This window comes from Tabrizicola piscis (assembly GCF_003940805.1).
Taxonomy (GTDB): Bacteria; Pseudomonadota; Alphaproteobacteria; order Rhodobacterales; family Rhodobacteraceae; genus Tabrizicola; species Tabrizicola piscis.
This window is the reverse complement of the sequence record NZ_CP034328.1, coordinates 4,048,387-4,072,200: the sequence shown is the minus strand read 5'-3', so window position 1 is coordinate 4,072,200 and position 23,814 is coordinate 4,048,387. Positions and strand designations below refer to the sequence as shown.

Below are 23,814 nucleotides of genomic sequence, written 5' to 3'. Positions count from 1 at the left end.
TCACCGGGCGGGCCATGGCAGGATCCGCGCGGCGACGGGGTATTCCCCGCCTTCCGACATCGTCTCGTCCAGCGTACGGATACTCGCCTCATGCCCGCCCATCGCCAGATAGGCGGCCCGCGGCAGGGTGAATTCCAGCGGCGCCACCAGCGCCGGGGTCGGGACATAGCCGAAAGCGCCGGGCGGCAGGCGCGTCACCTCCACCATGAAGGTGATCCCGCCCCCGGGCCAGACATAGGCCTCGGCCCCGCCCAGCGTCAGCCGGGTAGCCCCGGCCTGCACCGACCGTGTCAGCCGCACCGGGTTCTTCGCCACACCCGCCCGCAAGGACCCGCCTGCACCCGCCATGAAAAGCACGGTGCAGAGCGACGGCTCGCAGTTTTCCGCAATCAGCGCCACGGTGCGCGCCAAGCCTTCGGGCATGTCCTGGCGGATCGGTTGCAGGCTGTCATCCAGCACGAAATATGCGCTGTCCTCGCCCGTGGTCGACACCATCAGCAGCATCAACCCGGGCCGCGCACCCTTGGCCGGGTTCCAGGGGCCAAGGATCGCAAGCGGGTCGGTCAGCCGCGTGCCGCCCCAGCCAAGGCCCGGCTCGCTGACCCGGAAGTAGCGCCCGGGGGTGGAGCGGTGGCCCTTGATCCGGATGCCCGTCGCAGGCCAGCCCAGCACGCGGCCCGCCTGATGTTCGCTGACAACACCGGTGATGTGGTCATCCACCACAACGACCTCATCGACCAGCCCCTGCCATTGCGCCGCGAACATCCCGATGGTGGCCGACCCGCAGCCCACCCGCATCCGCCGTTCCCGCAGCCCGTCCACGATGGGCGGCTGCCCGGCCTGCACCACGACGCTGGAGCCGCCTGCAATCTCCATCGCGACCGGCGCACCGTTGCAAAGCGCCAGCATCGCGGCGCAGGTCACCCGGCCTTCGGCCTTTTCCCCGCCGGTCAGATGATGCACCCCGCCCAGCGACAGCATCTGGCTGCCGTATTCGGCTGTGGTGACATGGCCGATCACCTCACCCTCACAGCGCACTTCGGCACCTTCGGGGCCAAGGAAGCGGTCCGTGTCGATCTTCACCTTGAGGCCTGCGTAGGAAAAGATCGCCTCGGTCACCACGGTCACCATGTCGGCCCCGTCGACCGTGCTGGCAATGATGAAGGGCGCGGGCTTGTAGTCGGGATAGGTCGTGCCAGACCCGATGCCAGTCACGAAGGCATCCGCCGGGACGACCGAGCCGTCCCAGTCTCGCAACGCAAAAGGCACGACGCGCCCCCCGCCTCGACCGTGCGTGACAGCATCACCACCGGATCGGTCCGCACGATCCGGCCCGCGTCATTGGCATAGCGGTCGCAGGCGCCGGTCTGGCCCGGGGCAATGTAGCACATCACTGGACAGGCATCGCAGCGCAGCTTTTCGGGGGCATCGGTCATGCCGTGCCCCCTGCGCCGACGGTTGCAGCGGGGGTTTTCCACCCCCGCACCCCCGCAGGATATTTGGAGAAGAGAAAGCCACCTTGTGTCATGTCACGTCCCCGATGGCAGCCAGCATGCGATGCGGCAGGGCGGGCACCTGCGTGATCTGGGCCCCAGTGGCATGGCGGATGGCGTTCAGGATCGCGGGGGCGGTCGGGATCAGCACATGCTCGCCCAGGCCCTTGGCACCGAAGGGGCCTTCCGGATCAGGGACTTCGATCAGGAGGCTTTCGACGGGCGGCACATCGCCAAAGGTCGGGATCAGGTAATCGTGCAGGTTTTCCGTCCGGCGCGGCAGGTATTCCTCCATCAGCGCCATGCCGATGCCCTGGGCAATGCCGCCCTCGATCTGGCCGCGCGCCAGCACCGGGTTGATCACCCGGCCCAGATCATGCGCAGCCGTGATCTTGAGAAGGTTGACCGTGCCCAAGGCGGGGTCCACCTCCAGTTCGACCATCTGCGCGCCGTAGCCATAAAGGGCGTAAGGCACCCCCTGCCCATCCGCGTCGAGGGGCGAGGTCGGCGGGTCATAGGTCGCCTCGGCCGACAGCGCGAGGCCTTGGGCATCGGCTGGCAGGCTGGTAAGGTCGATCCGGGCGACCACTGTCCCCTCGCGCACCAGCACCGTTGCCCCATCCAGCGTCAGGGTCGCCCCCTGCCCTGCATTGGCCCGGCGCAGCAGGTCGGCCCGCAAACGCTCAGCCGCCGCCTTGGCCGCGCGGCCTGACACGAAGGTCTGTCGGCTGGCCGAGGTCTTGCCCGCATCCGGGGTCAGCGCGGTATCCGGCCCGATCAGCCGAACGGCAGACAGCGGCAGTCCCAGCGCTTCTGCCGCGATCTGCGCGATCACGGTGTTCGAGCCCTGACCAATGTCGGTGGCACCCTGATGCAGGACAACCTCCCCCCGCGCAGACAGGCCGATGCGGATGGTGGAGGGGTTGGGCAGCGCCGTATTCCCGCAACCGTACCAGCATGCAGCGACCCCCACGCCCCTTCCGGGCCGTCCGGCAGCGCTGGCCATTGCCCGGGTCCATTGCGGCCGTAGCGCCGTCAGACAGTCCTGAATACCCACCGCCCGCAGCACCTGCCCGGTGGCGCTGGCGTCGCCGTCCCGCAGGGCGTTCAGGATCCGAAACTCCAGCCGGTCAATCCCCGCCTTGTCCGCCAGCTGGTCATAAAGCGTTTCCTGCCAAAGCGCCCCTTGCGGCACCCCAAAGCCCCGGAACGCGCCAGAGACCGGGCCATGCGTATGGATCGCCCGGGCGGTGGCAGAGATGTTCGGCGTGAGGTAAGGCCCCGAGACATGCACCGGCACCCGGTTTGCCACCGTCGGCCCCCAGCTGGAATAGGCTCCGGTATTGAAGCGCCCCTCGAACTCCATCCCCGTGATCCGCCCGCTGGAATCGCAGCCGATCCGCCCCCGCATCTGTGCCGGGTGGCGTTTGGTGGTCGATGCCATGCTTTCCTGGCGATCATAGACCATCCGGCAGGGCCGCCCGGTCCGCAGCGCGACCAGACCGATCAGCGGCTGCAACGACAGATCAAGCTTGGAGCCGAACCCTCCCCCGACCGCAGACGGGATGATCCGCACCCGGTCAACCGTCAGGCCAAGGACGGCAGCGGTATCCTCACGGTCCATGCCGGGGGCCTGAGTGCAGGCGCGGATGACAAGCTGGTCACCGTCCATCCAGGCGGCCCCGGCCTCGGGTTCGATATAGGCATGTTCGACAAAGGCCGTGGTCATCGTGCCTTCAACGACATGGGCGCTGCTGGTCAGGGCTTTGGCGGCATTTCCCTTTCGGACCTGCCCTTCGATCAAGATATTGCCGGGGCGGTCCGGGTGGATGAGCGTGCCAGCTTCAGCCTCGGCCATCGTGGAAAGCGCAGGCAGGGGGGTCCAGAGGATCGGAAAGCCGGACAGATCGGGGTCGGCGTCAGGCTCGAACGCCACAAGCGCCACGCATTCGCCCCGAAACCGGGCGGGGGAGGTGGCAATTGCGGGCTGGTCGGCAAAGGGCGGGATCACGGAAAAGGCGTTGCGGCCGGGGATGTCGGCTGCGGTGAATACAGCCGCCACACCGGGGCGGGCGCGAAATGCGGCCAGATCGCCGATCTGGAAGGCGGCATGGGGATGCGGCGACCGCAGGGCCTTGACCAGCAGCGCGCCGGACGGCCATTCGTCGGCGCCAAAGCTGTCGCCGGCCACCTTGGCGGCCCCATCCAGCCGCTGAACCGCTGTGCCAACGCCGCCCTCGGTCACCACCGGCTCAATCGGCTGCCCTGCGGCCACCACAGCCGCGATGATGCTGCGATAGCCCGTGCAGCGGCAAAGGACGCCGCCAAGGGCGGTCTCAACCTCGGCAGCCGAGGGGTGGGGGGTTATGGTCAAAAGCTCGGCCGCTGTCAGCAGCATCCCGGGTGTGCAGATCCCGCATTGCGCGGCCCCATACGCCAGAAACGCCGCCCGCAGGCGGGTCAGTTCCGGTGTCTCACCTTCGACCGTGGTGAGGCATCGCCCGGCAGCGCGGACCACGGGCGTCAGACAGGCGCAGACCGCCGCACCGTCCAGCAGCACGGTGCAGGCGCCACAATCTCCCGCATCGCAGCCGACCTTGGTGCCCACCATCCCCAGCCGTTCCCTCAGGGTCAGGCTAAGGCGTTCGGTCGGCGGGGCATCGACCGTGGCAGGTTCGCCGTTGAGGGTGAAGGCGATCATTCCACCACCCCTGCCAGTGCCTCGGCCAAGGCGCGTCTCACAAGTTCCGCCGCGGCATGGTTGCGGTAAACGGCAGTCGCGCGGACATCGTCGATTGGGGACAGCGCCGCGGACACATCGGCATCAGTTACCCGCGAAAGGGCCTTGGACACCAGAACGCCCGACAGCGCCGCCTCAACCCCCGGCAGCCGGGTTGCCGTGGCCGAGCAGGACCCGACGGCCACGGCCACTTCAGCAAGGCGGCCCGCCTCCACCACCACGCGCACGGCAACCATCGCGATGGAGATCACCAGATGCCGCCGGGCGCCCAGCTTCACAAAGGCGGACTGGCCCTGCATTCCCTGCGGCGGGATCAGGATGGCCGTCAACACCTCGCCCGTCTGCAAGGCGGTCTGACGGGGGCCCAGCAGAAACTCGGCCAACGGCAGGTGGCGCACACCGGAGTGTGAGGCCAATTCCACCCCCGCCCCAAGAACCAGCAGCGGCGGCACCCCGTCCGCGGCGGGCGAGGCATTGCAGAGGTTGCCACCGATGGTGCCCGCCACCTGTACCTGCCGCCCACCAACTTGCCGCGCCGCCTGTTGCAAGGCGCAAAAGGCCCCGGGCAGCGATGCGCTGGCAAGGTCGGCCCAGGTCGTGGCCGCGCCGATCCGCAGGCCCTGCCCTGTCGCCCTGATCCCCGCAAGGTCGGCAAGCCCGGCCAGATCCAGCACCGGCCCCGACAGCTGCGCCCCGGCACCCGGGTATAGGTCCGTGCCCCCGGCAAGCACCCGCCAGCCGCCGCCGGACAACAGGCCCAACGCCTCGGCCAATGTGTCCGGACGGGCATAAGCTGGTCTGGCGTCAGGCGTCGCTACGGGCGGCGTCACGGGCTGGGCACCCCGGCACTTCGTTTGTGTAGAAACAAGTCTGCGACCCCGGCCCCGCCCCTGTCAACTGTCTTGCACCACGGCGGCGCAACGCGTATCGCAAAGACATGAGCGATGCCGCCGAAAGCCGCGCCGAGTACCGACTTGACGATCAGATCGGTTATGTCCTGCGCCGGGTCACGCAGCGGCATCTGGCCATTTTTGCCGCCCATATCCCCGAAGTGACCACCACCCAGTTCGCCGTTCTGGCGCGTCTGGCCGAAGTTGGCCCGCTGTCGCAAAACCAGCTTGGCCGCGCGACGGCCATGGACGCGGCCACCATCAAGGGGGTTGTCGACCGGCTGGCCCGGCTGGACTATGTGGCGACGGCTGCCGATACCGAAGATCGCCGCCGCCTGACCGTTTCCCTGACCGACAGCGGTGCGGCCCTGTTCGCCGCCCGCGCCGCGACAGCGCTGGCCGTATCCGGCGAAACGCTCGCCCCGCTTACGCCTGACGAACAGAGCCAGCTTCTGACCCTTCTGGCCCGACTGACCTGACCGCGTGGCGCATGCGGAAGGCCGCCACCTCCGCCGCGCTGGGGGCAACCCCTGAAAACGTCAGCACATAGGCCGGGATCCGGCCCATCCGCACGTCAAAGCTTTCCTCCGACCGCAGCGCGATATAGCCGACTTGCGTCAGGTACAATGTCCGCGCCCGAGTATCCGCCTCGGTCGCCGCATAGCCAAAACGCAGGAACAGCCGGGTGATCGCGGCCAACCGCGTTGCGTCCGCCTCGACCAAGGCGGCATCCACAGCCGGATCGGTCAAAGCCCAAGTGCGCATCGCGAATTCCAGACGGCTGTCAAACAGCCCCGGATCGACCCAGCAGTCGATCAGGTTCAGCATCGCCGCCGAGATGGTGGGTGCTGGTGCCTCGCACCGGGCCACAAGATTGCCGGTGTTCTGCGCCCGCCAGCGCGCCACAAGCCCATCCAGCAATGCCTCACGGTCGGGGAAATGCCAGTAGAACGAGGTGCGCGACAGGCCCAGCCGTTGCGCCAAGGGCATGACCTTCACCGCCTCGACACCGCCTTCGACCAAAAGGCCATAAGCCGCATCCAGCCACAATTCCGGCGTCCCCCGCCAGCCACGTTCCGACCGTTCCTTGTCCATGGCCTGACCCTATGCCTGCCCCTGCCCCGCGCACAAGACGACAAACTCGACACATGTGTCGATTTTTCTTGAGCGGCCTTCCCCCGCCGCTATCCTTGCGCCAAATCCTCAGCGCAAGGCCCGGCCATGTCGAACGATCCGCTTCTGCAACCCTACCAGCTCAAGCACCTGACGCTGCGCAACCGGATCATGACGACCAGCCACGAACCGGCCTACCCCGAGGATGGCATGCCCAAGGACCGCTACCGGCTTTACCATCTGGAGCGGGCAAAGGCCGGGGTTGCCCTGACGATGACCGCAGGCTCTGCCGCCGTGTCAAAGGACAGCCCCCCGGTGTTCAACAACATCCTCGCCTACAAGGATGAGGTGGTTCCATGGATGAAGCGCCTTGCCGATGATTGCCATGAGGCGGGGGCGGCAGTGATGATCCAGCTGACCCACCTTGGCCGCCGCACCCGCTGGGACAAGGGCGACTGGCTGCCCGTGGTCGCGGCTGGTCCGGCCCGCGAACCCAGCCACCGCGCCTTCCCGAAGGTGGTTGAAGATTGGGATATCACCCGCATCATCAACGACTACGCCGACGCCGCTGAACGGATGCAGGCCGCCGGTCTGGATGGGGTGGAATTCGAATGTTACGGCCATCTGATGGACCAGTTCATGTCGCCCTTCACCAATGCGCTGCCCGCGCCTTATGGCGGGTCGCTGGAAAACCGGGCGCGGTTCTCGATGGAGGTTCTGGCCGCTTGCCGCAAACGTGTGGGCGACCGGTTTCTGCTGGGCGTACGCTATACCGCCGATGAGGGCGAGCCGGGCGGGATTGATGCCGACGAAGGAATCGCCATCGGAAAGATGTTCCGCGACAGTGGCTTGGTCGACTTTCTTAACATCATCAAGGGCCGGATCCATACTGATCCCGCCATGACGGACGTGATCCCCATTCAGGGCATGCGCGCCGCCCCCCATCTCGATTTTGCCGGACGGGTGCGGGCTGAGGTTGGCCTGCCCACCTTCCACGCCGCCCGCATCCCCGATGTCGCCACCGCGCGCCATGCCGTGGCCACCGGGCAGCTTGACATGGTCGGCATGACCCGCGCCCATATGGCTGACCCGCATATCGTGCAGAAGATCACCGAGGGCCGTGAGGCTGACATTCGCCCCTGTGTCGGTGCCACATATTGTCTGGACCGGATCTATCAGGGTGGCATGGCGCTCTGCATCCACAACCCCTCGACCGGGCGGGAAGAGACGATGCCGCACAGCATCGCCCCGGCCCCCCGTCGCAAGAAGGTAGTAATCGTCGGTGCCGGCCCTGCAGGGCTGGAGGCTGCTCGGGTCGCGGCAGAGCGCGGCCACAGTGTTCTGGTCTTCGAAGCCGCGGCAGAGCCTGGCGGGCAGATCCTTCTGACCGCCCGCACCCCAAGACGGCGCGAGATGATCGGGATCATCGACTGGCGCATGGCCCAATGCGCGGCAAAGGGTGTTGAATTCCGCTTCAACACATTCGCGGAAGCCTCTGATGTTGTTGCCGAAAGCCCTGATGTCGTGGTCATCGCCACAGGTGGCCTGCCGACAACGGACGTGCTGTCGGCTGGCAATGATCTTGTGGTGTCGACCTGGGACATCCTGTCGGGTGACGTGAAGCCGGGCACGAATGTCCTGCTCTACGATGACGCGGGCGACCATGCGGCGATGCAGGCCGCCCAACTGATCGCCGAGACGGGCGCGAAGGTCGAGGTGATGACCCCCGACCGCACCTTCGCCCCCGATGTGATGGCGATGAACCTTGTCCCCTACATGCGCGCCATGCAGGACAAGGACGTGACCTTCACCGTGACCTACCGGCTGCTGTCGGTCGCGCGGGCCGGAAACCAGCTGCAAGCGACCATCGGGTCAGACTACATGAAGCTGGCCAAGACCGCGCTTTATGATCAGGTGGTCGTCAACCACGGCACCCAGCCTTTGGCAGAGATCTACTTTGATCTCAAACCCTTGTCGGCCAATCTTGGCATGGTTGACCACGACGCGCTGATCGACGGTCGCCCACAGCCCGACGGTGACGGCCCGCCCGGCTTTGCGCTGTACCGGATCGGCGATGCAGTGGCGGCCCGCAACACGCACGCGGCCATTTATGACGCGCTGCGATTGCTGCGGGTTGTCTGAAGGGTTTGCCGTTGATTGTCCGGCTTGGCGCAATATCTGGTGGGGTTCAGGAAAGGGACCACCATGCCAGACGGAACACCGCTACCCATCGACAGCCGCGGCCTGCGTGATGCCTTCGGTCGCTTTGCCACCGGGGTTTGTCTGGTCACGACGATGGGGCCGGATGGCCCGGTGGGCTTTGCCGCCAACAGCTTCTCGTCGGTGTCGCTTGATCCGCCACTGGTCCTGTGGTCGCCCGCCAAGGCCTCGCGGCGGTTCGGGGTGTTCACGGCCGCGACGCATTACGCGATCCATGTGCTGGGGGTCGAGCAGGCCGACTGGATCCCCCGCTTCGCCCGCACAGGTGAAGGCTTCGCCGGGCTTGACCATGTGGTGACCGACGAGGGCCTGCCGGTCCTTCCCACAGCCCTTGCCCGCTTCGACTGCGCGGCCCATGCCGCCCATGACGGGGGTGACCATGCCATCCTAGTCGGCCGGGTGCTGCGGGTCACGGTTCGCGACGGGGAGCCGTTGATTTTCAGCCAGGGTCGCTACGGCGGCTTTGGCGGTTAACGCTTCTTGCGGCAGTACAGCTCCAGCCGGTGATGGACGATCTCATACCCCATCTCCGCCGCGATTTCGCGCTGCAATTGTTCGATCTTTTCCGACCGGAATTCGGTGATCCGGCCGGTATCGAGATCGACGATATGGTCGTGATGCGGGGCGTCCGCGACCTCGTACCGCGCGCCGCCGTTTTCTAGGGCGAGCCGCAGCACGACCCCTTCGCGTTCCAGCACGGAAAGCGTGCGGTAGACGGTGGCCAGCGACAGGCTGTCGTCAATCACCCGGGCGCGGCGGTGGAGTTCGGCGGCGTCGGGGTGGTCCTGCGCCTCGGTCAGGACGCGCAGCAACGCCTCGCGCTGGCGGGTCACACGGACACCGGTATCGCGGAGGGTCTGGGTCATGATCTGGGTCGGGTCTGGCTTCATTCCGGGATGGTAGCCTTGGAGGCAGCCGGGGTCAAATGGGGTGTCCCGGGCGGGGACAGGGCCTGCCGCACCGGATTTCAACGGGTTAGAGGTGGGTGTTAAGGATTTGTCAGGAAATGGGGGCGGAGCGGCTGGGGCTGGCCCCGGAGGGTTTCACACCCTCCGGACCTCCCGTGGGATATTTGGGGAGGGAAAGGGCTAGAGCTGCGCAAATGGCAAACGGGCGAGGAGCAGTCCCCGCCCGTTCATTTGGCAGCGTCTTTCGATTAACCTTTGGACTTCTCAGGGTCGTGGCCGTAGGTGTTGCGTTCGCGGATCAGTCCATTCTGACCTTTGAGGTACGCTTCACCCTCGTGGGAACGCGCCAAGTCCTTCGTTCGATCCCAAGACTCGGCCTGCGTATCGAATACGTTCGTGGCGCGGCTTGCGCCCTCCCGCTTCGTTTCCCATTTTCCATCAGAGCGCTTTTGCGTCCAGTAGTCTTTGGTAACCATCTCAGTCGTCTCCAGATATTAACAGGCGTCCCCAGTTTTCTGTGGGCAAAACCTGTATAAGCGAGCACGCCATTGCCCGCCGTCCCGGAGTGCGCTTCAACGAGCGCATCGACCCACGAGGGCCGAGACAGCTTTTCCCGCAGCGTGCACAACAATGCGGGAGAGCCGGGGCGCGCTGGTGACACAGCGCGCTCCAACCCCAATCTCAAATCAGCTGCACCCCGTCGTTCCGCCGCAGGAGTTGCACTTCAGGCAGCTCCCGTTCCGCACCATCGTGTAGTTGCCGCATTCCGAGCACGAGTCCCCGGTGTAGCCCTGCAGTTTGGCCTTGGAGCGGGCGTCGGTGGTGGTCGTGGTGGTCGCAGCGCTGATGGCGAAGGTCGAGACGGATTCGGAGAAGCCCGTCATCCGGCCTTCGGGGACCAGCATGTTCAGGGTGGACACCGGGTCTGTCCCGTTGGCCAGCGCGGTTGCCCCCATGCCGCCTTGCAGGACGACAAGTTCCTGCGGCAGGCGTTTGCGCAGATAGCCGGTAGAGGAGATCTGCTTCAGCACCTCCAGCCCCCGGGTCGCGGCGGCGTCGGTGATTTCCGAGATGTTGCGCTTGCCTTCCTCTTCGCCGCGACCAAGGTCGTCGAAGCTGGCGCCTTTCGGGGCGACATGGGCGAGGTCGGTGCGGTCAAGGTAGCTGACAGCCAGTTCGCGGAAGATGTAGTCAAGGATCGAGGTCGCGTTCTTGATGCTGTCGTTGCCTTGGACCATGCCTGCCGGTTCAAAGCGGGTGAAGGTGAAGGCCTCGACGAATTCTTCCAGCGGAACGCCGTATTGCAGACCGACGCTGACTGCGATGGCGAAGTTGTTCATCATCGCGCGGAAGCCAGCGCCTTCCTTGTGCATGTCGATGAAGATTTCGCCAAGCGAGCCGTCCTGATATTCGCCGGTGCGCAGGTACACCTTGTGGCCGCCGACGATGGCCTTCTGGGTATAGCCCTTGCGACGCTCGGGCAGCTTTTCGCGGTTGCTGCGGACGATTTCCTTGATGATCACCTTTTCGACGATCTTTTCGGCAATCACCTGGGCCTTTTCCATCAAGGAGCCGTTGGTCAGAACCTCTTCGGCCTCCTCATCATCCTCGATCAGGGCACTTGCCAGCGGCTGCGAGAGTTTCGAGCCGTCACGGTAGAGCGCGTTGGCCTTGATGCCAAGCGAGTGGGAAAGTTCATAGGCCGCCAGCGTCTCCGCGATGGTCGCGTTGTTCGGCATGTTGATCGTCTTGGAGATTGCCCCCGAGATGAACGACTGGGCGGCGGCCATCATGTAGATGTGGCTGTCCACGCTGAGGTACCGCTTGCCGGTCTTGCCGCAGGGGTTGGCGCAGTCGAAGACCGAATAGTGTTCAGGCTTCAGATGCGGCGCGTTTTCCAGAGTCATCGTGCCGCAGACATGGTCATTGGCGGCGTCGATCTGGGCCTTGGTGAAGCCAAGGTGGCGCAGAAGGTCGAAGGTCGGATCGTTCAGCTTGTCCTCGGGGATGCCAAGGGTGCCTTTGCAGAAGTCGACGCCAAGGGTCCACTGGTTGAAGACGAACTTGATGTCGAAGGCGGAAGGGAGTGCCGCCTCGATCTTCTCGATCTCACGCGGGCCAAAGCCGTGGCCGATGAGGGAGGAGTGGTTGATCGCCGGCGCTTGGCCAAGCGAGCCGTGGCCGACGGCATGAGCCACGATCTCGGCCGCCTGGGACGTGGAGTAGCCCAGCATTTCAAGCGCAGCCGGGACCGACTGGTTGATGATCTTGAAGTAGCCGCCGCCCGCCAGTTTCTTGAACTTCACCAAGGCGAAGTCAGGCTCGATCCCGGTCGTGTCGCAGTCCATCACCAGGCCGATGGTGCCGGTGGGGGCGATCACGGTGGTCTGGGCGTTGCGGTAGCCGTGCTGCTCGCCAAGAGCCAGCGCCTCGTCCCAAGCGGATTTCGCAAGGGCGACAAGGCTTTGGTCAGGGCAGTTCGCGTGGTCAAGGGCAACGGCGGGGACGTTCAGGCCTTCGTAGCTGCCGGTCGCATGGGCGGCGGCGCGGTGGTTGCGGATCACGCGCAGCATATGGTCACGGTTGCGGGCATAGCCTGCGAAGGGGCCAAGCTCCTTGGCGATTTCCGCCGAGGTGGCGTAGCTGACGCCGGTCATGATCGCGGTCAGGGCACCGCAGAGGGCGCGGCCCTCTTTGGAGTCGTAGCCAAGACCCATGTTCATCAGGAGGCCGCCGATATTGGCATAGCCAAGGCCAAGGGTGCGGAAGTCGTAGGACAGCTGGGCGATTTCCTTGGACGGGAATTGCGCCATCATGACCGAGATTTCCAGCGTGACCGTCCAGAGGCGCGAGGCGTGGACATAGGCATCGGCGTCAAACTGGCCGTTGTGGAAGAAGGTCAGCAGGTTCATCGACGCCAGGTTGCAGGCGGTGTCGTCGAGGAACATGTATTCGGAACACGGGTTGGAGCCGCGGATCGCGCCGTCTTCGGGGCAGGTGTGCCAGGCGTTGACGGTGTCGTGGAACTGGATGCCGGGGTCGGCGCAGGCCCAGGCGGCGTGGCCGATCTGGTCCCACAGATCCCGCGCCGAGACGGTCTTGGCGACCTTGCCGTCGGTGCGGCGGATGAGTTCCCACGGCTGGTCGTTCTTGACGGCCTTGAGGAAGGCATCAGTCACGCGGACCGAGTTGTTGGAGTTCTGGCCGGAGACGGAGATATAGGCCTCCGAGTCCCAGTCGGTGTCGTAGGTCGGGAATTCGATCGAGGTGAAGCCCTGACGCGCATATTGCAGGATGCGGTTGGTGTAGGTGTCGGGGATCATCGCCTTCTTGGCGGCCTTGATCGCGGCTTTGAGGGCCGGGTTGGCGGCCGGGTCGGTGGCGCCGTCCATCGAGCCGTCGAAGGATCTGATCGCGGCGAAGATGTCGTTGAGGCGGGCGGAGTGGACCTTGGAGCCTGCGACGAGGCTGGCGACCTTCTGTTCCTCGATCACCTTCCAGTTGATGAAGTCTTCGACATCGGGGTGGTCCATGTCGATGATGACCATCTTGGCGGCGCGGCGGGTGGTGCCGCCGGACTTGATGGCGCCAGCGGCGCGGTCACCGATCTTGAGGAAACCCATCAGGCCCGAGGATTTGCCGCCGCCGGACAGTTTCTCGCCTTCGCCGCGCAGCGAGGAGAAGTTGGTGCCGGTGCCGGAGCCGTATTTGAACAGTCGCGCCTCGCGGACCCAGAGGTCCATGATGCCGCCGTCACCCACCAAGTCATCCTTGACCGACTGGATGAAGCAGGCGTGGGGCTGGGGGTGTTCATAGGCGCTGGTCGATTTGGTCAGCTTGCCCGTGGCGTGATCGACGTAGAAGTGCCCCTGCGAGGGGCCGTCGATGCCGTAGGCCCAGTGCAGGCCGGTGTTGAACCATTGCGGGCTGTTCGGGGCGGCCATCTGGCGGGCCAGCATGAAGCGCATCTCGTCGAAATAGGCGCGGGCGTCGGCTTCGGTGGTGAAATAGCCGCCCTTCCAGCCCCAATAGGCCCAAGCGCCTGCCAGACGGTCGAAGACCTGCTTGGAGGAGGTCTCGCCCACCTTCCGCTCGCCTTCCGGGAGTTGTGCCAGAGCCTCTTCATCCGGGACCGAGCGCCACAGGAATTCGGGCACGCCCTTTTCCTTGACGCGCTTCAGGCGGGCCGGGATTCCGGCTTTGCGGAAATACTTCTGGGCGAGCACGTCGGAGGCAACCTGGCTCCAGCCCTCGGGCACTTCGACCGCGTCATTGCGGAAAACGACCGTGCCGTCCGGATTGCGAATCTCGGACACCGTGGTTGCAAAGGCCAAGGCTCCGTAAGCGCCGGTGGCCTCGGTGGTGAACTTCCGCTCGATCTTCATGCCCCTGAACTCCTGTTTTTTGCGGCCGTGCTGGCCGTTCAAATTGTTAAAATGGAGGGGGGTCGCTCGGTCCGTGCGCGGCTTAGGAAAAAACTCCACTTGTCCTGCCGGTGAGCCGGCGGGAGGGTCGCACCCGATTTGGATGCACTTTGCTGTGGTGCGTCTTGCCTGTTTGCCGCGGCACTAGATTTAGTGGTGTCCCCTGCCGCTTTGTCAAACTGTCGTAATCCGCCCCCCCAATCAACGGGAAAATTTAGCACAGATGCAAATTTTGCGGCTTGACGGTTTCAAGATCACAGAGGGCGTGTTTCCGGCCCCCGCATGCAACCTTGTGGACATATCTGGGGACAGACTTCGCGCAGTCTGTGAGGAGGGGCGGATTTGCAAGTCTTCCGGCCCCTTTGCCGGACAGGGCTGTGAAATCGGCTGAGGTGGCTGCAGTCAGGCCAAGCGATTCCCTCGGGTCAACCTTGGCCGCGCGGCCCGGTTGGCCGGTTGATCAGCACGATCCCCGCAGCGACGAGTGCTGCCGCCCCGAGAATCGCCCAAGTGACGGTTTCGCCGAAAATAAGGGCACCAAGGCAGATCGCGAAGATCGGCGTCAGGAAGGAAAAGGAGGCGACCGTTGAAGAGGGGTAGACCGACATCAACCAAAGCCAGGCAATGAAGCCGCCCGCCACCACGACCGAAGCCTGAAAGACCAGACCGACCAGATGGATCGGCTGGAGGTCGCGGATCAGCGGCCCGAACAGCGGCGCTGCAAGCAACAGCAGCGGGGCCGACACCAGCACCATCCAGAACAGCTGCATCTCGGGCCCCTCGGCGCGCATCACCGGGCGGCGGGCGACAAAGGCCGTCCCCGCCCAGCCAAGGGCTGCACCAAGGGCAAGCAAATCACCCGCAAGACTGGCCTCACCGGTATCCGGGCGGCTGAAGATCGCCCAGGCGCAGCCGGCAAAGGCCAACGACAGGCCCGCGGCCTTCTGGCGACTGATCGGTTCGCCCAGACCGAAATGTGCCATGATCGCGAACCAGACCGGCATCGAATACATGATGACCGAGGCACGCCCGACGGTGGTCAAGTCCAGCGCGAGGAACAGGCACAGAAACTCGGCCGCAAAGACCGCGCCCATCAGGAGGCCGGGGCCAAGGGCCGCGCGGTGCAGGCGTGGCGGGCGGCCCTTGTAGGCCAGCCAGGCCCAGACAAAGAAGATTGCAAGCGCCGACCGCAGACCGGCGAAGAACACCGGCTGCAGACCGTCGTTCACCAGTTTCACGATGATCTGGTTGAAGGACAGAAGGAGTGTCACACCCAGAAGGACAGAGCCCCCGAAAACATCAAGCCGGTCCTTGCGGTGCATCTTGTCCCCCTCGTGCCCGTGCTTTGTGCATGGGCGGGCTGCGAAGGGCAAGCCACGGCGGTGAAACTGGCTTCCCCTGCGGACGGGGCCGGGGTAAACGGGCGGCTGAGAGCATCCTTCGGCCAAAGGGAACCACCCATGAGCACGATCATCGACATTCACGCCCGCGAAATCCTCGACAGCCGGGGCAATCCCACCGTCGAGGTGGACGTCACGCTGGAAGACGGCAGCATGGGCCGGGCGGCCGTGCCTTCGGGCGCATCGACCGGCGCGCATGAGGCGAATGAGCGGCGCGACGGTGACAAGGCCCGCTACAAGGGCAAGGGCGTTCTGGAGGCCGTCGCGGCAGTGAACGGCGAGTTGGCCGAAGAGCTCGTGGGGTTTGATGCGACCGAGCAGGTCGGCATCGACCGCACGATGATCGAGATGGACGGCACGCCCAACAAATCGCGGCTTGGGGCCAATGCGATCCTTGGGGTCAGCCTTGCGGTGGCGAAGGCAGCGGCAGAGTTCACGGCGCAGCCGCTTTATCGCTATGTCGGCGGGACCAGCGCCCGCATCCTGCCCGTGCTGATGATGAACATCATCAACGGCGGCGAACATGCCGACAACCCGATCGACATTCAGGAATTCATGATCATGCCGGTCGGCGCCCAGGACATCCGCGAGGCGGTGCGGATGGGGTCGGAGGTGTTCCACACGCTGAAGAAAGAGCTGTCAGAGGCCGGTCACAACACCAATGTCGGCGATGAGGGCGGGTTTGCGCCCAACTTGAACTCGGCCCGAGACGCGCTTGATTTCATTTTGAAATCCATCGAGAAGGCTGGCTACAAGCCGGGCGAGGATATCTATCTGGCGCTGGATTGCGCCGCGACGGAATACTTCAAGGGCGGCCGCTATGAGATGAAGGGCGAAGGCAAATCGCTGTCGATCGAGGAGAATGTCGATTTCCTGGCGGGTCTTGCGGCGGATTACCCGATCATCAGCATCGAAGACGGCTGTTCCGAGGATGACTGGGCGGGCTGGAAGCTGCTGACCGACCGGTTGGGCGCAAAGATCCAGTTGGTCGGAGATGACCTGTTCGTCACCAACCCCAAGCGGTTGGCCGAGGGGATCAAGACCGGTTGCGCGAATTCGATGCTGGTCAAGGTCAACCAGATCGGCACGCTGACCGAGACTTTGCAGGCCGTCGATATGGCGCATCGCGCGCGGTATACGAACGTGATGAGCCACCGGTCGGGCGAGACCGAGGATGCCACCATCGCCGATCTGGCGGTGGCGACGAACTGCGGGCAGATCAAGACTGGGTCGCTGTCGCGGTCGGACCGGCTGGCGAAGTACAACCAGTTGATCCGGATCGAAGAAATGCTGGGCGAGACGGCGGAGTATGCTGGTCGGTCGGTGCTGAAGGGGTAAGATCGGGCGCGCAAGGATTTTCGAAAATCCTTGCAAATCTTTTCGAAAAGATTTGCGGGCACCGGTGGTGCCCGTTTTCATTTTCCTGTCGCCGTGGCACCTATGGGCCATGCTGATCCTGCTGAACAAGCCTTACGATGTGCTTTGCCAGTTCACCGATGGTGAGGGGCGGCAGACCCTCGCGGATCTTGTGCCGGTGAAGGGCGTCTATCCGGCCGGGCGGCTGGACCGGGACAGCGAGGGGCTGGTGGTTTTGACCGATGACGGGGGGCTGCAGGCGCGGATCGCGGACCCGCGGCACAAGCTGGCGAAGGTCTATCTGGCGCAGGTGGAGGGGGTAGTGACGGACGCAGCACTGGACCGGTTGCGGGCGGGGGTGGCGTTGAAGGATGGCCCTACCCTGCCGGCGGGGGCGCAGGCGGTGGCGGAGCCAGATTGGCTTTGGCCGCGTATCCCGCCGATCCGGGTGCGGAAGACCGTGCCGGACGGGTGGATCGAGCTGACCCTGCGCGAGGGCCGGAACCGGCAGGTTCGGCGGATGTGTGCGGCGGTGGGGCTGCCTTGCCTGCGGCTGATCCGCTGGCGGGTGGGAGGCTGGACCTTGGACGGTCTGGCGCCGGGGGAATGGAGGCAGGCATGAGCGCAGAGGACATCATCCGCAAGCTGGAGCTGCAGCCCCACCCGGAGGGCGGGTGGTACCGGCAGACCTGGGTCGGGCCGGAGGTGGGCGGCCGGGCCAGCGGGACGGCGATCCTGTTCCTGCTGCGGGCCGGCGAGCGCAGCCATTGGCACCGGGTGGATGCGGACGAGATCTGGCTTTGGCATGCGGGCGCGCCGCTGGTGCTGGCGATGGGCGTGGCCGCCTCGCGGGAACAGCGGCTGGGGCCGGATGTGCTGGGCGGTGATCGGGTGCAGGCGGTGGTGCCGGCGGGCTGGTGGCAGGCGGCGCGGTCCACGGGCGCGTGGTCGCTGGTCAGTTGCACGGTCAGCCCGGGTTTCCGCTTCGAGGGCTTCGAACTGGCCCCCCCGGGCTGGACCCTGCCGGTGGAGGGCTGATGGATCACCGTGCCTTTGTCAGCGCGCTGCCCCCCGACCTGCGCGAGCGGGTGACGGCCCGGTCAGACGGGCCGGGGTTGCGGCATCTGGCGCTGCATCTGGGGGCCATTCTGGCGGTCGGCGGCCTGATTGCGTCCGGCGTGCCGGGGTGGTGGGCGCTTTTGCCCGTGCAGGGGGTGTTGATCGTGTTCCTGTTCACGCTGGAACATGAAGCCACGCATCGCACACCCTTTGCCAACGAGCGCCTGAACGACTGGGTGGGGCGGGCGGCGGGGTTTCTTCTGCTGCTTCCGTTCGAGTGGTTTCGCTACTTTCACCTTGCGCATCACCGCTGGACCAACATCGAGGGCAAGGACCCTGAACTGCTGGGAGAGAAACCAGGGACGCTGGGGGCCTGGGTCTGGCATGTCTCTGGCCTGCCCTATTGGGGGTCCCAGCTTCGGCTTCTGGCGGCACTGGTGCTTGGCCGGGCAGAGGGCGACTATCTGCCTGACGGCGCGAAGCGCCGGATCGTGGTGGAAGCGCGGGTGATGGCGCTGGGATATCTGGCGGTGGGCCTGACCGTGGTGTGGTCGCCCCTGCTGCTTTGGGTGTGGATCGTGCCGGTTCTGCTGGGACAGCCCTTCCTGCGGGTCTACCTTCTGGCTGAACATGGCGACTGCCCGCGCGTGGCGAACATGTTCCAGAACACGCGGACGACCTTCACGAACCGGCTGGTCCGGTTTCTGGCCTGGAACATGCCCTTTCATGTCGAACACCACGTCTGGCCCGCCGTGCCGTTTCACCGCCTGCCCGAGGTGCACCGCCTGATGCGTCAGGAGTTGCAGGTCACGGCTTCGGGCTATGCGGCTTTCACCAAGGCCTATCTGGAGCGGCGGCTTTAAGCCCGGACTTCGGGCGGAACGGCCCCTTGGCGGGCCGCGACCGGGGGCCAGCCCCCGGACCCCCGGAGTATTTCGACAAGAGCAAGCTGAAGCAGGCTGGTATTCCAAACGGTGATTGTGTGGGACACAAGATTGCCGTGGTCGCGGCGCGGCAGTTTGGGTACGGGGTGGGCATGAGCGATCCAGCCCCTGTTCCCGTCACCCGCAACGAAGACAGTCTTTCGGGCTTTTTGTTCGCGCTGACCGCCTATCTGCTCTGGGGTTTCCTGCCTCTTTACATGAAGGCTTTGGCGCATATTCCCCCGGTGGAGGTGATTGCGCATCGGGTGGTCTGGTCGGTGCCCGTGGCGCTGGCCGTGTTGTGGGTTCTGGGGCGGACCGGGGATTTGCGCAGCGCGGTGCGCAACCCGCGCATGCTGGCCATGGGGGCGGTGACGGCGGCGCTGATTTCGGTGAATTGGGGGATCTATGTCTGGGCCATCGGGTCCGGGCATGCGCTTGATGCCGCTTTGGGGTATTACATCAACCCGCTGTTCTCGATCTTTCTGGGCGCGGTGCTGCTGCGCGAAAGGATCGGGCGTTGGCAAGGGGCGGCGATTGCGCTGGCGGTGATTGCCGTCGCGGTCCTGACCTGGGATGCGGGGCGGCTGCCGGTGGTGGCACTGGCCCTGACGCTGACTTGGGGGTTCTATGCCTTTCTGAAGAAATGGCTGCCGATTGGCCCGAACCAGGGCTTTGCGCTGGAGGTGCTGATCCTGTTGCCGCTGGCGCTGGGGTACATGCTCTGGCTTTGGGGTGCGGGGGGCGGGCATTTCCTGCAAGGGGTGGCCTGGGACAATGCGCTGCTGATCGGCTGCGGGATTGTCACGGCCGGGCCCTTGATGATCTATGCCAACGGGGCCAAGCGGCTGCGGCTGTCAACCATCGCGATCATGCAATACATCGCGCCGACGATGATCTTTCTGACCGCGGTCTTCGTCTTTGACGAGCCGTTCAGTGGCGTCAAGCTGGCGGCCTTCGGGCTGATCTGGGGGGCGCTGGTGGTCTATTCCCTTCCGCTGGTGTCGGCGCGGTTCAGGGATCAGGTCTAGGGGCCAAGTCTAGGGATCGGGCCGGCTGATCTGTCCGCCGCCAACCAGCGCCGGAGTGCCGGTTGTGCCGGGGCTGGAGGTGGCCATCTTGCGCAGCACGCGGACGGCGAGGAAGGCGAAGGCCTGCGCCTCCAACATGTCGCCATCAAGGCCGGCGGCTTCCACCGGATCGATGGTGCTGGGGATGCGGCGGCGCAATTCAGCCATCAGGCGGGGGTTGTGACGCCCTCCCCCTGTCACTAGGATCCGGCTGACCGGGGCGGGGAAGTGGATCTGCGCGGCAGCCACCCCGGCGGCGGCAACGGCGGTCAGCGTGGCGGCGGCATCGGCATCCGACAACATCTCAAGATGATCGAGAAGCCCGTGAAAATCGTTGCGATCCAGTGACTTCGGCGGGGGGTGATCGAACCAAGGGTCCGTCATGACCATGGCAACGAAGGCTTCATCCACCTCACCCTGTGCGGCGAGGGCACCATCGGCGTCGAAGGGCAGACCAAGCCGGTCGCGCATCAGGTCGTTCAGCGGAGCGTTCGCGGGGCCGGTGTCGAAGGCCAGAAGCGCGCCCGGAGCCTCGGCCTTGTCGGCGGTTGGGTCGATCCATGTCAGGTTGCCGACACCACCGAGGTTCAGGACGGCCAGAGGTTCGGTCGCGCCGATGTGGCGGGCGCAGGCGAAGTGAAAGAACGGGGCAAGCGGCGCGCCCTGCCCGCCCATGGTCACGTCGCAGGACCGGAAATCCCAGACGGTGGGCAAGTTCAGGACCTGGGCCAGAACCGCGCCGTTGCCGCATTGGTGCGTGCCGCGACCGGCGGGGTCATGCGCCAGGGTCTGGCCGTGAAACCCAAGGAGTTCTGCACCGGTGAAGCGCGACAAAACCTCGGCATGGGCGTTTTCCACCGTCTCGGCGGCGGCGGCGACGTTGGGGTCACCCGGCCATTGGCCGAGGGCTGCGCGCAGCAGGTCCTGCTCATCGGGCGTATAGGGGCGGTAGGCGGAGGGGCCGAAGCCTTCGATCGTCACGCCATCGGTCAGGACCATCGCGGCATCGACCCCGTCAAGCGAGGTGCCGGACATCGCGCCAAGCGCCCAGAGTGCACCGTCCTTCCGCATCTTCCCTTGTGCCCCATGCGAAGCTATACCCCGGCCATCCTAGACCGAGGCGGCCATGAACTACCATCCAAAATCAGATTTCATGCGCGTGATGTTCGAGCGTGGCTTTGTCGCCGACTGCACCGACTATCAGGCGCTGGATGAAGCGCTGCGCAAGAGCGCTGTGCCGGCCTATATCGGCTATGATGCCACGGCACCGTCGCTGCATGTGGGCCATCTGATGAACATCATGGTGCTGCGCTGGTTGCAAAAGACCGGGGGCAAGCCGATCACCCTGATGGGGGGCGGTACGACCAAGGTGGGCGATCCCAGTTTCCGCAGCGAGGAGCGGCCGCTGCTGACGCCGGAGGCGATTGACGTCAATATTGCCGGGCTGAAGCAGGTGTTTGCGAAATACCTGAGCTATGGCGACGGGCCGACCGACGCCATCATGCTGAACAATGCCGAGTGGCTGGACGGGCTGAACTACCTTGATTTCCTGCGCGACATCGGGCGGCATTTCAGCGTCAACCGGATGCTGAGCTTTGAATCCGTGAAGTCCCGGCTGGACCGCGAGCAGTCGCTGTCGTTCCTTGAATTCAACTACATGATCCTGCAGGCCTATGATTTCCTTGAAATCTACCGCCGCTATGGCTGCATCCTGCAGATGGGCGGCAGTGACCAGTGGGGCAACATCATCAACGGGATCGACCTGACCCGCCGGGTGATCGACCAGGAAATCTATGGGCTGACCACGCCGCTGCTCACCACCAGCGATGGGCGGAAGATGGGCAAGTCGGCCAGCGGTGCGGTCTGGCTGAATGGCGACATGCTTTCGCCCTATGAGTTCTGGCAGTTCTGGCGGAACACGACCGATGCCGATGTGGGGCGGTTCCTGAAGATCTTCACCGAACTGCCGGTCGAGGAATGTGACCGGCTGGGCGCGCTTGGCGGGTCCGAGATCAACAGCGCGAAGATCCAGTTGGCCAATCTGGCGACGGCTCTGCTGCACGGCGAGGAAGCAGCGGCGGCGGCGGAAGCCACCGCGCGCGAGGTGTTTGAGAAGGGCGGGATCGGGGACGATCTGCCGACCGTGACCCTTGCGCCGGAGGAACTGGCCGAGGGTGTGGGGATCGTGCAATTGTTCGTGCGCGCGGGGCTGGCGGCCAGCGGCAAGGATGCCAAGCGGCTGATCGCGGAAGGTGGGGCGAAGGTGAACGACGACATCGTGACCGACGTCAGCCTGCGCTATGGCGCGAGCCACCTGAACGAGCCGCTAAAGCTGACCGCAGGCAAGAAACGGCACGCTTTGGTCGTGCTGGGCTGATTATGCGCAGGGCGGGGGAACTTCTTCCCCTGCCCCGGTGTTTCCCTGTCCTAACCGATAGGGAGACACGGCAATGCCGACACCGGAAGAGCTGGAAGCGAAACTTTGGGCGGGCTTGCGCTCGGACATGACGGTCATGCTGGAGCGTGACGGCCATGGAACCGGCGGGCGGGGTCAGATCACGGCGGACGCCGTGGGCCAGACGGGCGACGATGGCGAAGGGGCCGCGCGCCCGATGACGGCGATGATCGACGGGGACGAGGATGCCGGTCCGCTGTGGTTCTTCACCAGTCAGGACAGCCATCTGCTGCTTGCCGGAGCAGGGCCCGCGACGGCGACCTTCGTGGCCAAAGGGCATGACCTTTTTGCCCGGATCGAAGGCCAGCTGACCGAAGCGACAGATCCGGCGATGATCGAAAAGCTGTGGAACCCCTTTGTCGCCGCCTGGTATGACGGGAAGGACGATCCCGATATCGCGCTGCTTCGGATGGATCTGGAAAGCGCGCGGATCTGGGAAAACGCCTCGTCCCTTGCGGCTGGGATCAAGGCGCTGTTCGGCGTGAAGCCGCAAGAGGACTTCCGCGACAAGGTGGCGGACGTCGCACTGGACTGACGAAAAAGGGGGCCTTGCGGCCCCCTTTTGCTACGATCTGCGTGCCGTCACGGCTGGACGGTGACCTTGGTCATCACGTCCGGCGTGGCTGGCGGTTCGCCGCGCTGGATGGTATCAACCACCTCCATCCCCGAGACGACATTGCCGACGATGGTATATTGGCCATCAAGGAATTCGCCCGGCGCAAACATGATGAAGAACTGGCTGTTGGCGCTGTTGGGGTCTTGCGCCCGCGCCATGCCGACAACGCCGCGCTGGAAGCTGAGGTCGTTGGTAAACTCAGCCGGGATGTCGGGCAGGTTTGAGCCGCCCATGCCCGCCATCGACAGATCACCCCCGGCCTTGCCGTTCGACACATCGCCGGTCTGGGCCATGAAGCCGTCAATGACGCGGTGGAAGACCACGTTGTCATAAGCGCCTTCGGTGGCCAGCGCGGTGATCTGCGCGACATGCAGCGGGGCGACGTCGGGCAGAAGGTCAATGACGACGGTGCCGTTGGCAGCACCGGCGACTTCGATCACAAGGTTCGGGCCGGGGCCATCGGTCGCCTCTTGCGCCTGGGCGGACTGGCTGAGGCCATAGGCGCCGACGACGGCAAGGCCAGCGGCGAAAAGACCAGCGGCGAGGTAGGTATCAAGCCTGGACATCGGCAGCCACCCTGACAGTGATCATACGGTCCGGGTTGGCCGGAGGCTCGCCCTTCATGATCTTGTCCACATGCTCCATCCCCGAGATGACACGGCCGTAGACGGTATACTGGCCGTTCAGGAAATGGTTGTTGCTGAAGTTGATGAAGAACTGGCTGTTCGCGCTGTTGGGATTCTGCGAACGGGCAGCACCCAGCGTGCCGCGGTCATGCGGCAGCTTGGAAAACTCTGCCGGAAGGTCGGGATACTTGGACCCGCCCGTACCCGCGCGGCGCGGGTTGTAGTTCGCGCTTTCCATGTTGGCGTTTTCCACATCGCCGGTCTGGGCCATGAAGCCGTCGATCACGCGGTGGAAGGCGACGTTGTCGTATGCCTTGTCGCGGGCAAGCTGCTTCATCCGCTCGGCGTGCTTGGGGGCCACGTCGGCCAAAAGTTCGATCACCACTTCGCCGTCCTTCAGCGTCACGATGATGGTGTTTTCGGGGTCCTTGATGTCGGGCATCGGTGCCTCTCCCTTCGTTTCGGTCGGGCAGGACCGTAATGGCGGCATCCGCCCAAGGGAAGGGCAAAGCGTCCAAAGC

General features: G+C 65.1%; 20 protein-coding genes and 1 pseudogene. 10 read left to right on the top strand and 11 right to left on the bottom strand.

Features of this window, described 5'->3' with window-relative positions; translation table 11 throughout:
• From EI545_RS19710 to EI545_RS19700, 3 genes and pseudogenes are all read right to left on the bottom strand, one after another.
• Positions 1-1,436: pseudogene (locus tag EI545_RS19710) on the bottom strand (6-hydroxynicotinate reductase).
• 88 nt (positions 1,437-1,524) lie between these two features.
• Positions 1,525-4,194: a molybdopterin-dependent oxidoreductase gene (locus EI545_RS19705; protein WP_125327065.1), complete on the bottom strand. Its 2,670-nt coding sequence runs from the start codon at positions 4,192-4,194 to the stop codon at positions 1,525-1,527.
• Entirely contained in the window at positions 4,191-5,063 is an 873-nt protein-coding gene (locus EI545_RS19700; protein ID WP_125327064.1) for an FAD binding domain-containing protein, read from the bottom strand. Before EI545_RS19700 ends, EI545_RS19705 begins: the two co-directional genes overlap by 4 nt.
• Before the next feature lie 107 nt (positions 5,064-5,170).
• On the opposite strand from EI545_RS19700, the gene EI545_RS19695 reads away from it, so the two are divergent.
• Positions 5,171-5,602 (top strand): MarR family winged helix-turn-helix transcriptional regulator, encoded by a 432-nt coding sequence (locus tag EI545_RS19695; RefSeq protein WP_125327063.1) that lies wholly within the window; start codon positions 5,171-5,173, stop codon positions 5,600-5,602.
• Here the strand turns inward: EI545_RS19695 and EI545_RS19690 are convergent.
• Positions 5,550-6,218 carry a TetR/AcrR family transcriptional regulator gene (locus tag EI545_RS19690; RefSeq protein ID WP_125327062.1) on the bottom strand — a complete coding sequence of 223 codons (669 nt, stop codon included), beginning with the start codon at positions 6,216-6,218 and terminating at the stop codon, positions 5,550-5,552. The two genes, EI545_RS19695 and EI545_RS19690, sit on opposite strands and share 53 nt — an antisense overlap.
• A gap of 126 nt (positions 6,219-6,344) precedes the next feature.
• On the opposite strand from EI545_RS19690, the gene EI545_RS19685 reads away from it, so the two are divergent.
• Together EI545_RS19685 and EI545_RS19680 are read left to right on the top strand one after the other, a co-directional pair.
• The gene (locus EI545_RS19685) at positions 6,345-8,378 is read left to right on the top strand and encodes an NADH:flavin oxidoreductase (protein ID WP_125327061.1); all 2,034 of its coding nucleotides are present in this window, start codon (positions 6,345-6,347) and stop codon (positions 8,376-8,378) included.
• A gap of 63 nt (positions 8,379-8,441) precedes the next feature.
• Positions 8,442-8,930, top strand: coding sequence for a flavin reductase family protein (locus EI545_RS19680; RefSeq protein ID WP_125327060.1), 489 nt, complete (start codon positions 8,442-8,444; stop codon positions 8,928-8,930).
• Here the strand turns inward: EI545_RS19680 and EI545_RS19675 are convergent.
• From EI545_RS19675 to EI545_RS19660, 4 genes are all read right to left on the bottom strand, one after another.
• On the bottom strand, positions 8,927-9,346 hold the full coding sequence (locus EI545_RS19675; RefSeq protein ID WP_125327059.1) for a Fur family transcriptional regulator: 420 nt from the start codon (positions 9,344-9,346) through the stop codon (positions 8,927-8,929). The genes EI545_RS19680 and EI545_RS19675 overlap by 4 nt on opposite strands.
• A 266-nt stretch (positions 9,347-9,612) precedes the next feature.
• Complete coding sequence (locus tag EI545_RS19670) at positions 9,613-9,840, bottom strand: DUF2188 domain-containing protein (protein WP_125327058.1); 228 nt, start codon at positions 9,838-9,840, stop codon at positions 9,613-9,615.
• A gap of 210 nt (positions 9,841-10,050) precedes the next feature.
• Entirely contained in the window at positions 10,051-13,749 is a 3,699-nt protein-coding gene (locus tag EI545_RS19665; protein ID WP_125327057.1) for a vitamin B12-dependent ribonucleotide reductase, read from the bottom strand.
• Positions 13,750-14,213: 464 nt separating this feature from the next.
• Positions 14,214-15,110 carry a DMT family transporter gene (locus tag EI545_RS19660; RefSeq protein WP_125327056.1) on the bottom strand — a complete coding sequence of 299 codons (897 nt, stop codon included), beginning with the start codon at positions 15,108-15,110 and terminating at the stop codon, positions 14,214-14,216.
• 138 nt (positions 15,111-15,248) lie between these two features.
• Here EI545_RS19660 and eno point away from each other — a divergent pair, with 138 nt between their 5' ends.
• From eno to rarD, 5 genes are all read left to right on the top strand, one after another.
• Entirely contained in the window at positions 15,249-16,526 is a 1,278-nt protein-coding gene (gene eno, locus EI545_RS19655) for a phosphopyruvate hydratase (protein ID WP_125327055.1), read from the top strand.
• 109 nt (positions 16,527-16,635) lie between these two features.
• Entirely contained in the window at positions 16,636-17,166 is a 531-nt protein-coding gene (locus tag EI545_RS19650; RefSeq protein ID WP_125327735.1) for a pseudouridine synthase, read from the top strand.
• Entirely contained in the window at positions 17,163-17,582 is a 420-nt protein-coding gene (locus EI545_RS19645) for a cupin domain-containing protein (RefSeq protein WP_125327054.1), read from the top strand. The genes EI545_RS19650 and EI545_RS19645 overlap by 4 nt, the downstream gene beginning before the upstream one ends.
• Positions 17,582-18,466, top strand: a complete 885-nt coding sequence (locus tag EI545_RS19640; RefSeq protein ID WP_125327053.1) for a fatty acid desaturase — start codon at positions 17,582-17,584, stop codon at positions 18,464-18,466. Before EI545_RS19645 ends, EI545_RS19640 begins: the two co-directional genes overlap by 1 nt.
• Before the next feature lie 173 nt (positions 18,467-18,639).
• Positions 18,640-19,557: an EamA family transporter RarD gene (gene rarD / locus EI545_RS19635; RefSeq protein WP_125327052.1), complete on the top strand. Its 918-nt coding sequence runs from the start codon at positions 18,640-18,642 to the stop codon at positions 19,555-19,557.
• Between the two features lie 9 nt (positions 19,558-19,566).
• Here rarD and EI545_RS19630 read toward each other — a convergent pair whose 3' ends face one another.
• Positions 19,567-20,667, bottom strand: a complete 1,101-nt coding sequence (locus EI545_RS19630; RefSeq protein WP_125327051.1) for an anhydro-N-acetylmuramic acid kinase — start codon at positions 20,665-20,667, stop codon at positions 19,567-19,569.
• Between the two features lie 55 nt (positions 20,668-20,722).
• Here EI545_RS19630 and tyrS point away from each other — a divergent pair, with 55 nt between their 5' ends.
• Together tyrS and EI545_RS19620 are read left to right on the top strand one after the other, a co-directional pair.
• Positions 20,723-21,973: a tyrosine--tRNA ligase gene (gene tyrS / locus EI545_RS19625; RefSeq protein WP_125327050.1), complete on the top strand. Its 1,251-nt coding sequence runs from the start codon at positions 20,723-20,725 to the stop codon at positions 21,971-21,973.
• A gap of 73 nt (positions 21,974-22,046) precedes the next feature.
• Positions 22,047-22,586 (top strand): pyridoxamine 5'-phosphate oxidase family protein, encoded by a 540-nt coding sequence (locus EI545_RS19620; RefSeq protein WP_125327049.1) that lies wholly within the window; start codon positions 22,047-22,049, stop codon positions 22,584-22,586.
• Between the two features lie 47 nt (positions 22,587-22,633).
• Here EI545_RS19620 and EI545_RS19615 read toward each other — a convergent pair whose 3' ends face one another.
• Together EI545_RS19615 and EI545_RS19610 are read right to left on the bottom strand one after the other, a co-directional pair.
• Complete coding sequence (locus EI545_RS19615; protein WP_125327048.1) at positions 22,634-23,233, bottom strand: peptidylprolyl isomerase; 600 nt, start codon at positions 23,231-23,233, stop codon at positions 22,634-22,636.
• Positions 23,220-23,735 carry a peptidylprolyl isomerase gene (locus tag EI545_RS19610; protein ID WP_125327047.1) on the bottom strand — a complete coding sequence of 172 codons (516 nt, stop codon included), beginning with the start codon at positions 23,733-23,735 and terminating at the stop codon, positions 23,220-23,222. The genes EI545_RS19615 and EI545_RS19610 overlap by 14 nt, the downstream gene beginning before the upstream one ends.
• Between the last annotated feature and the right edge of the window lie 79 nt (positions 23,736-23,814).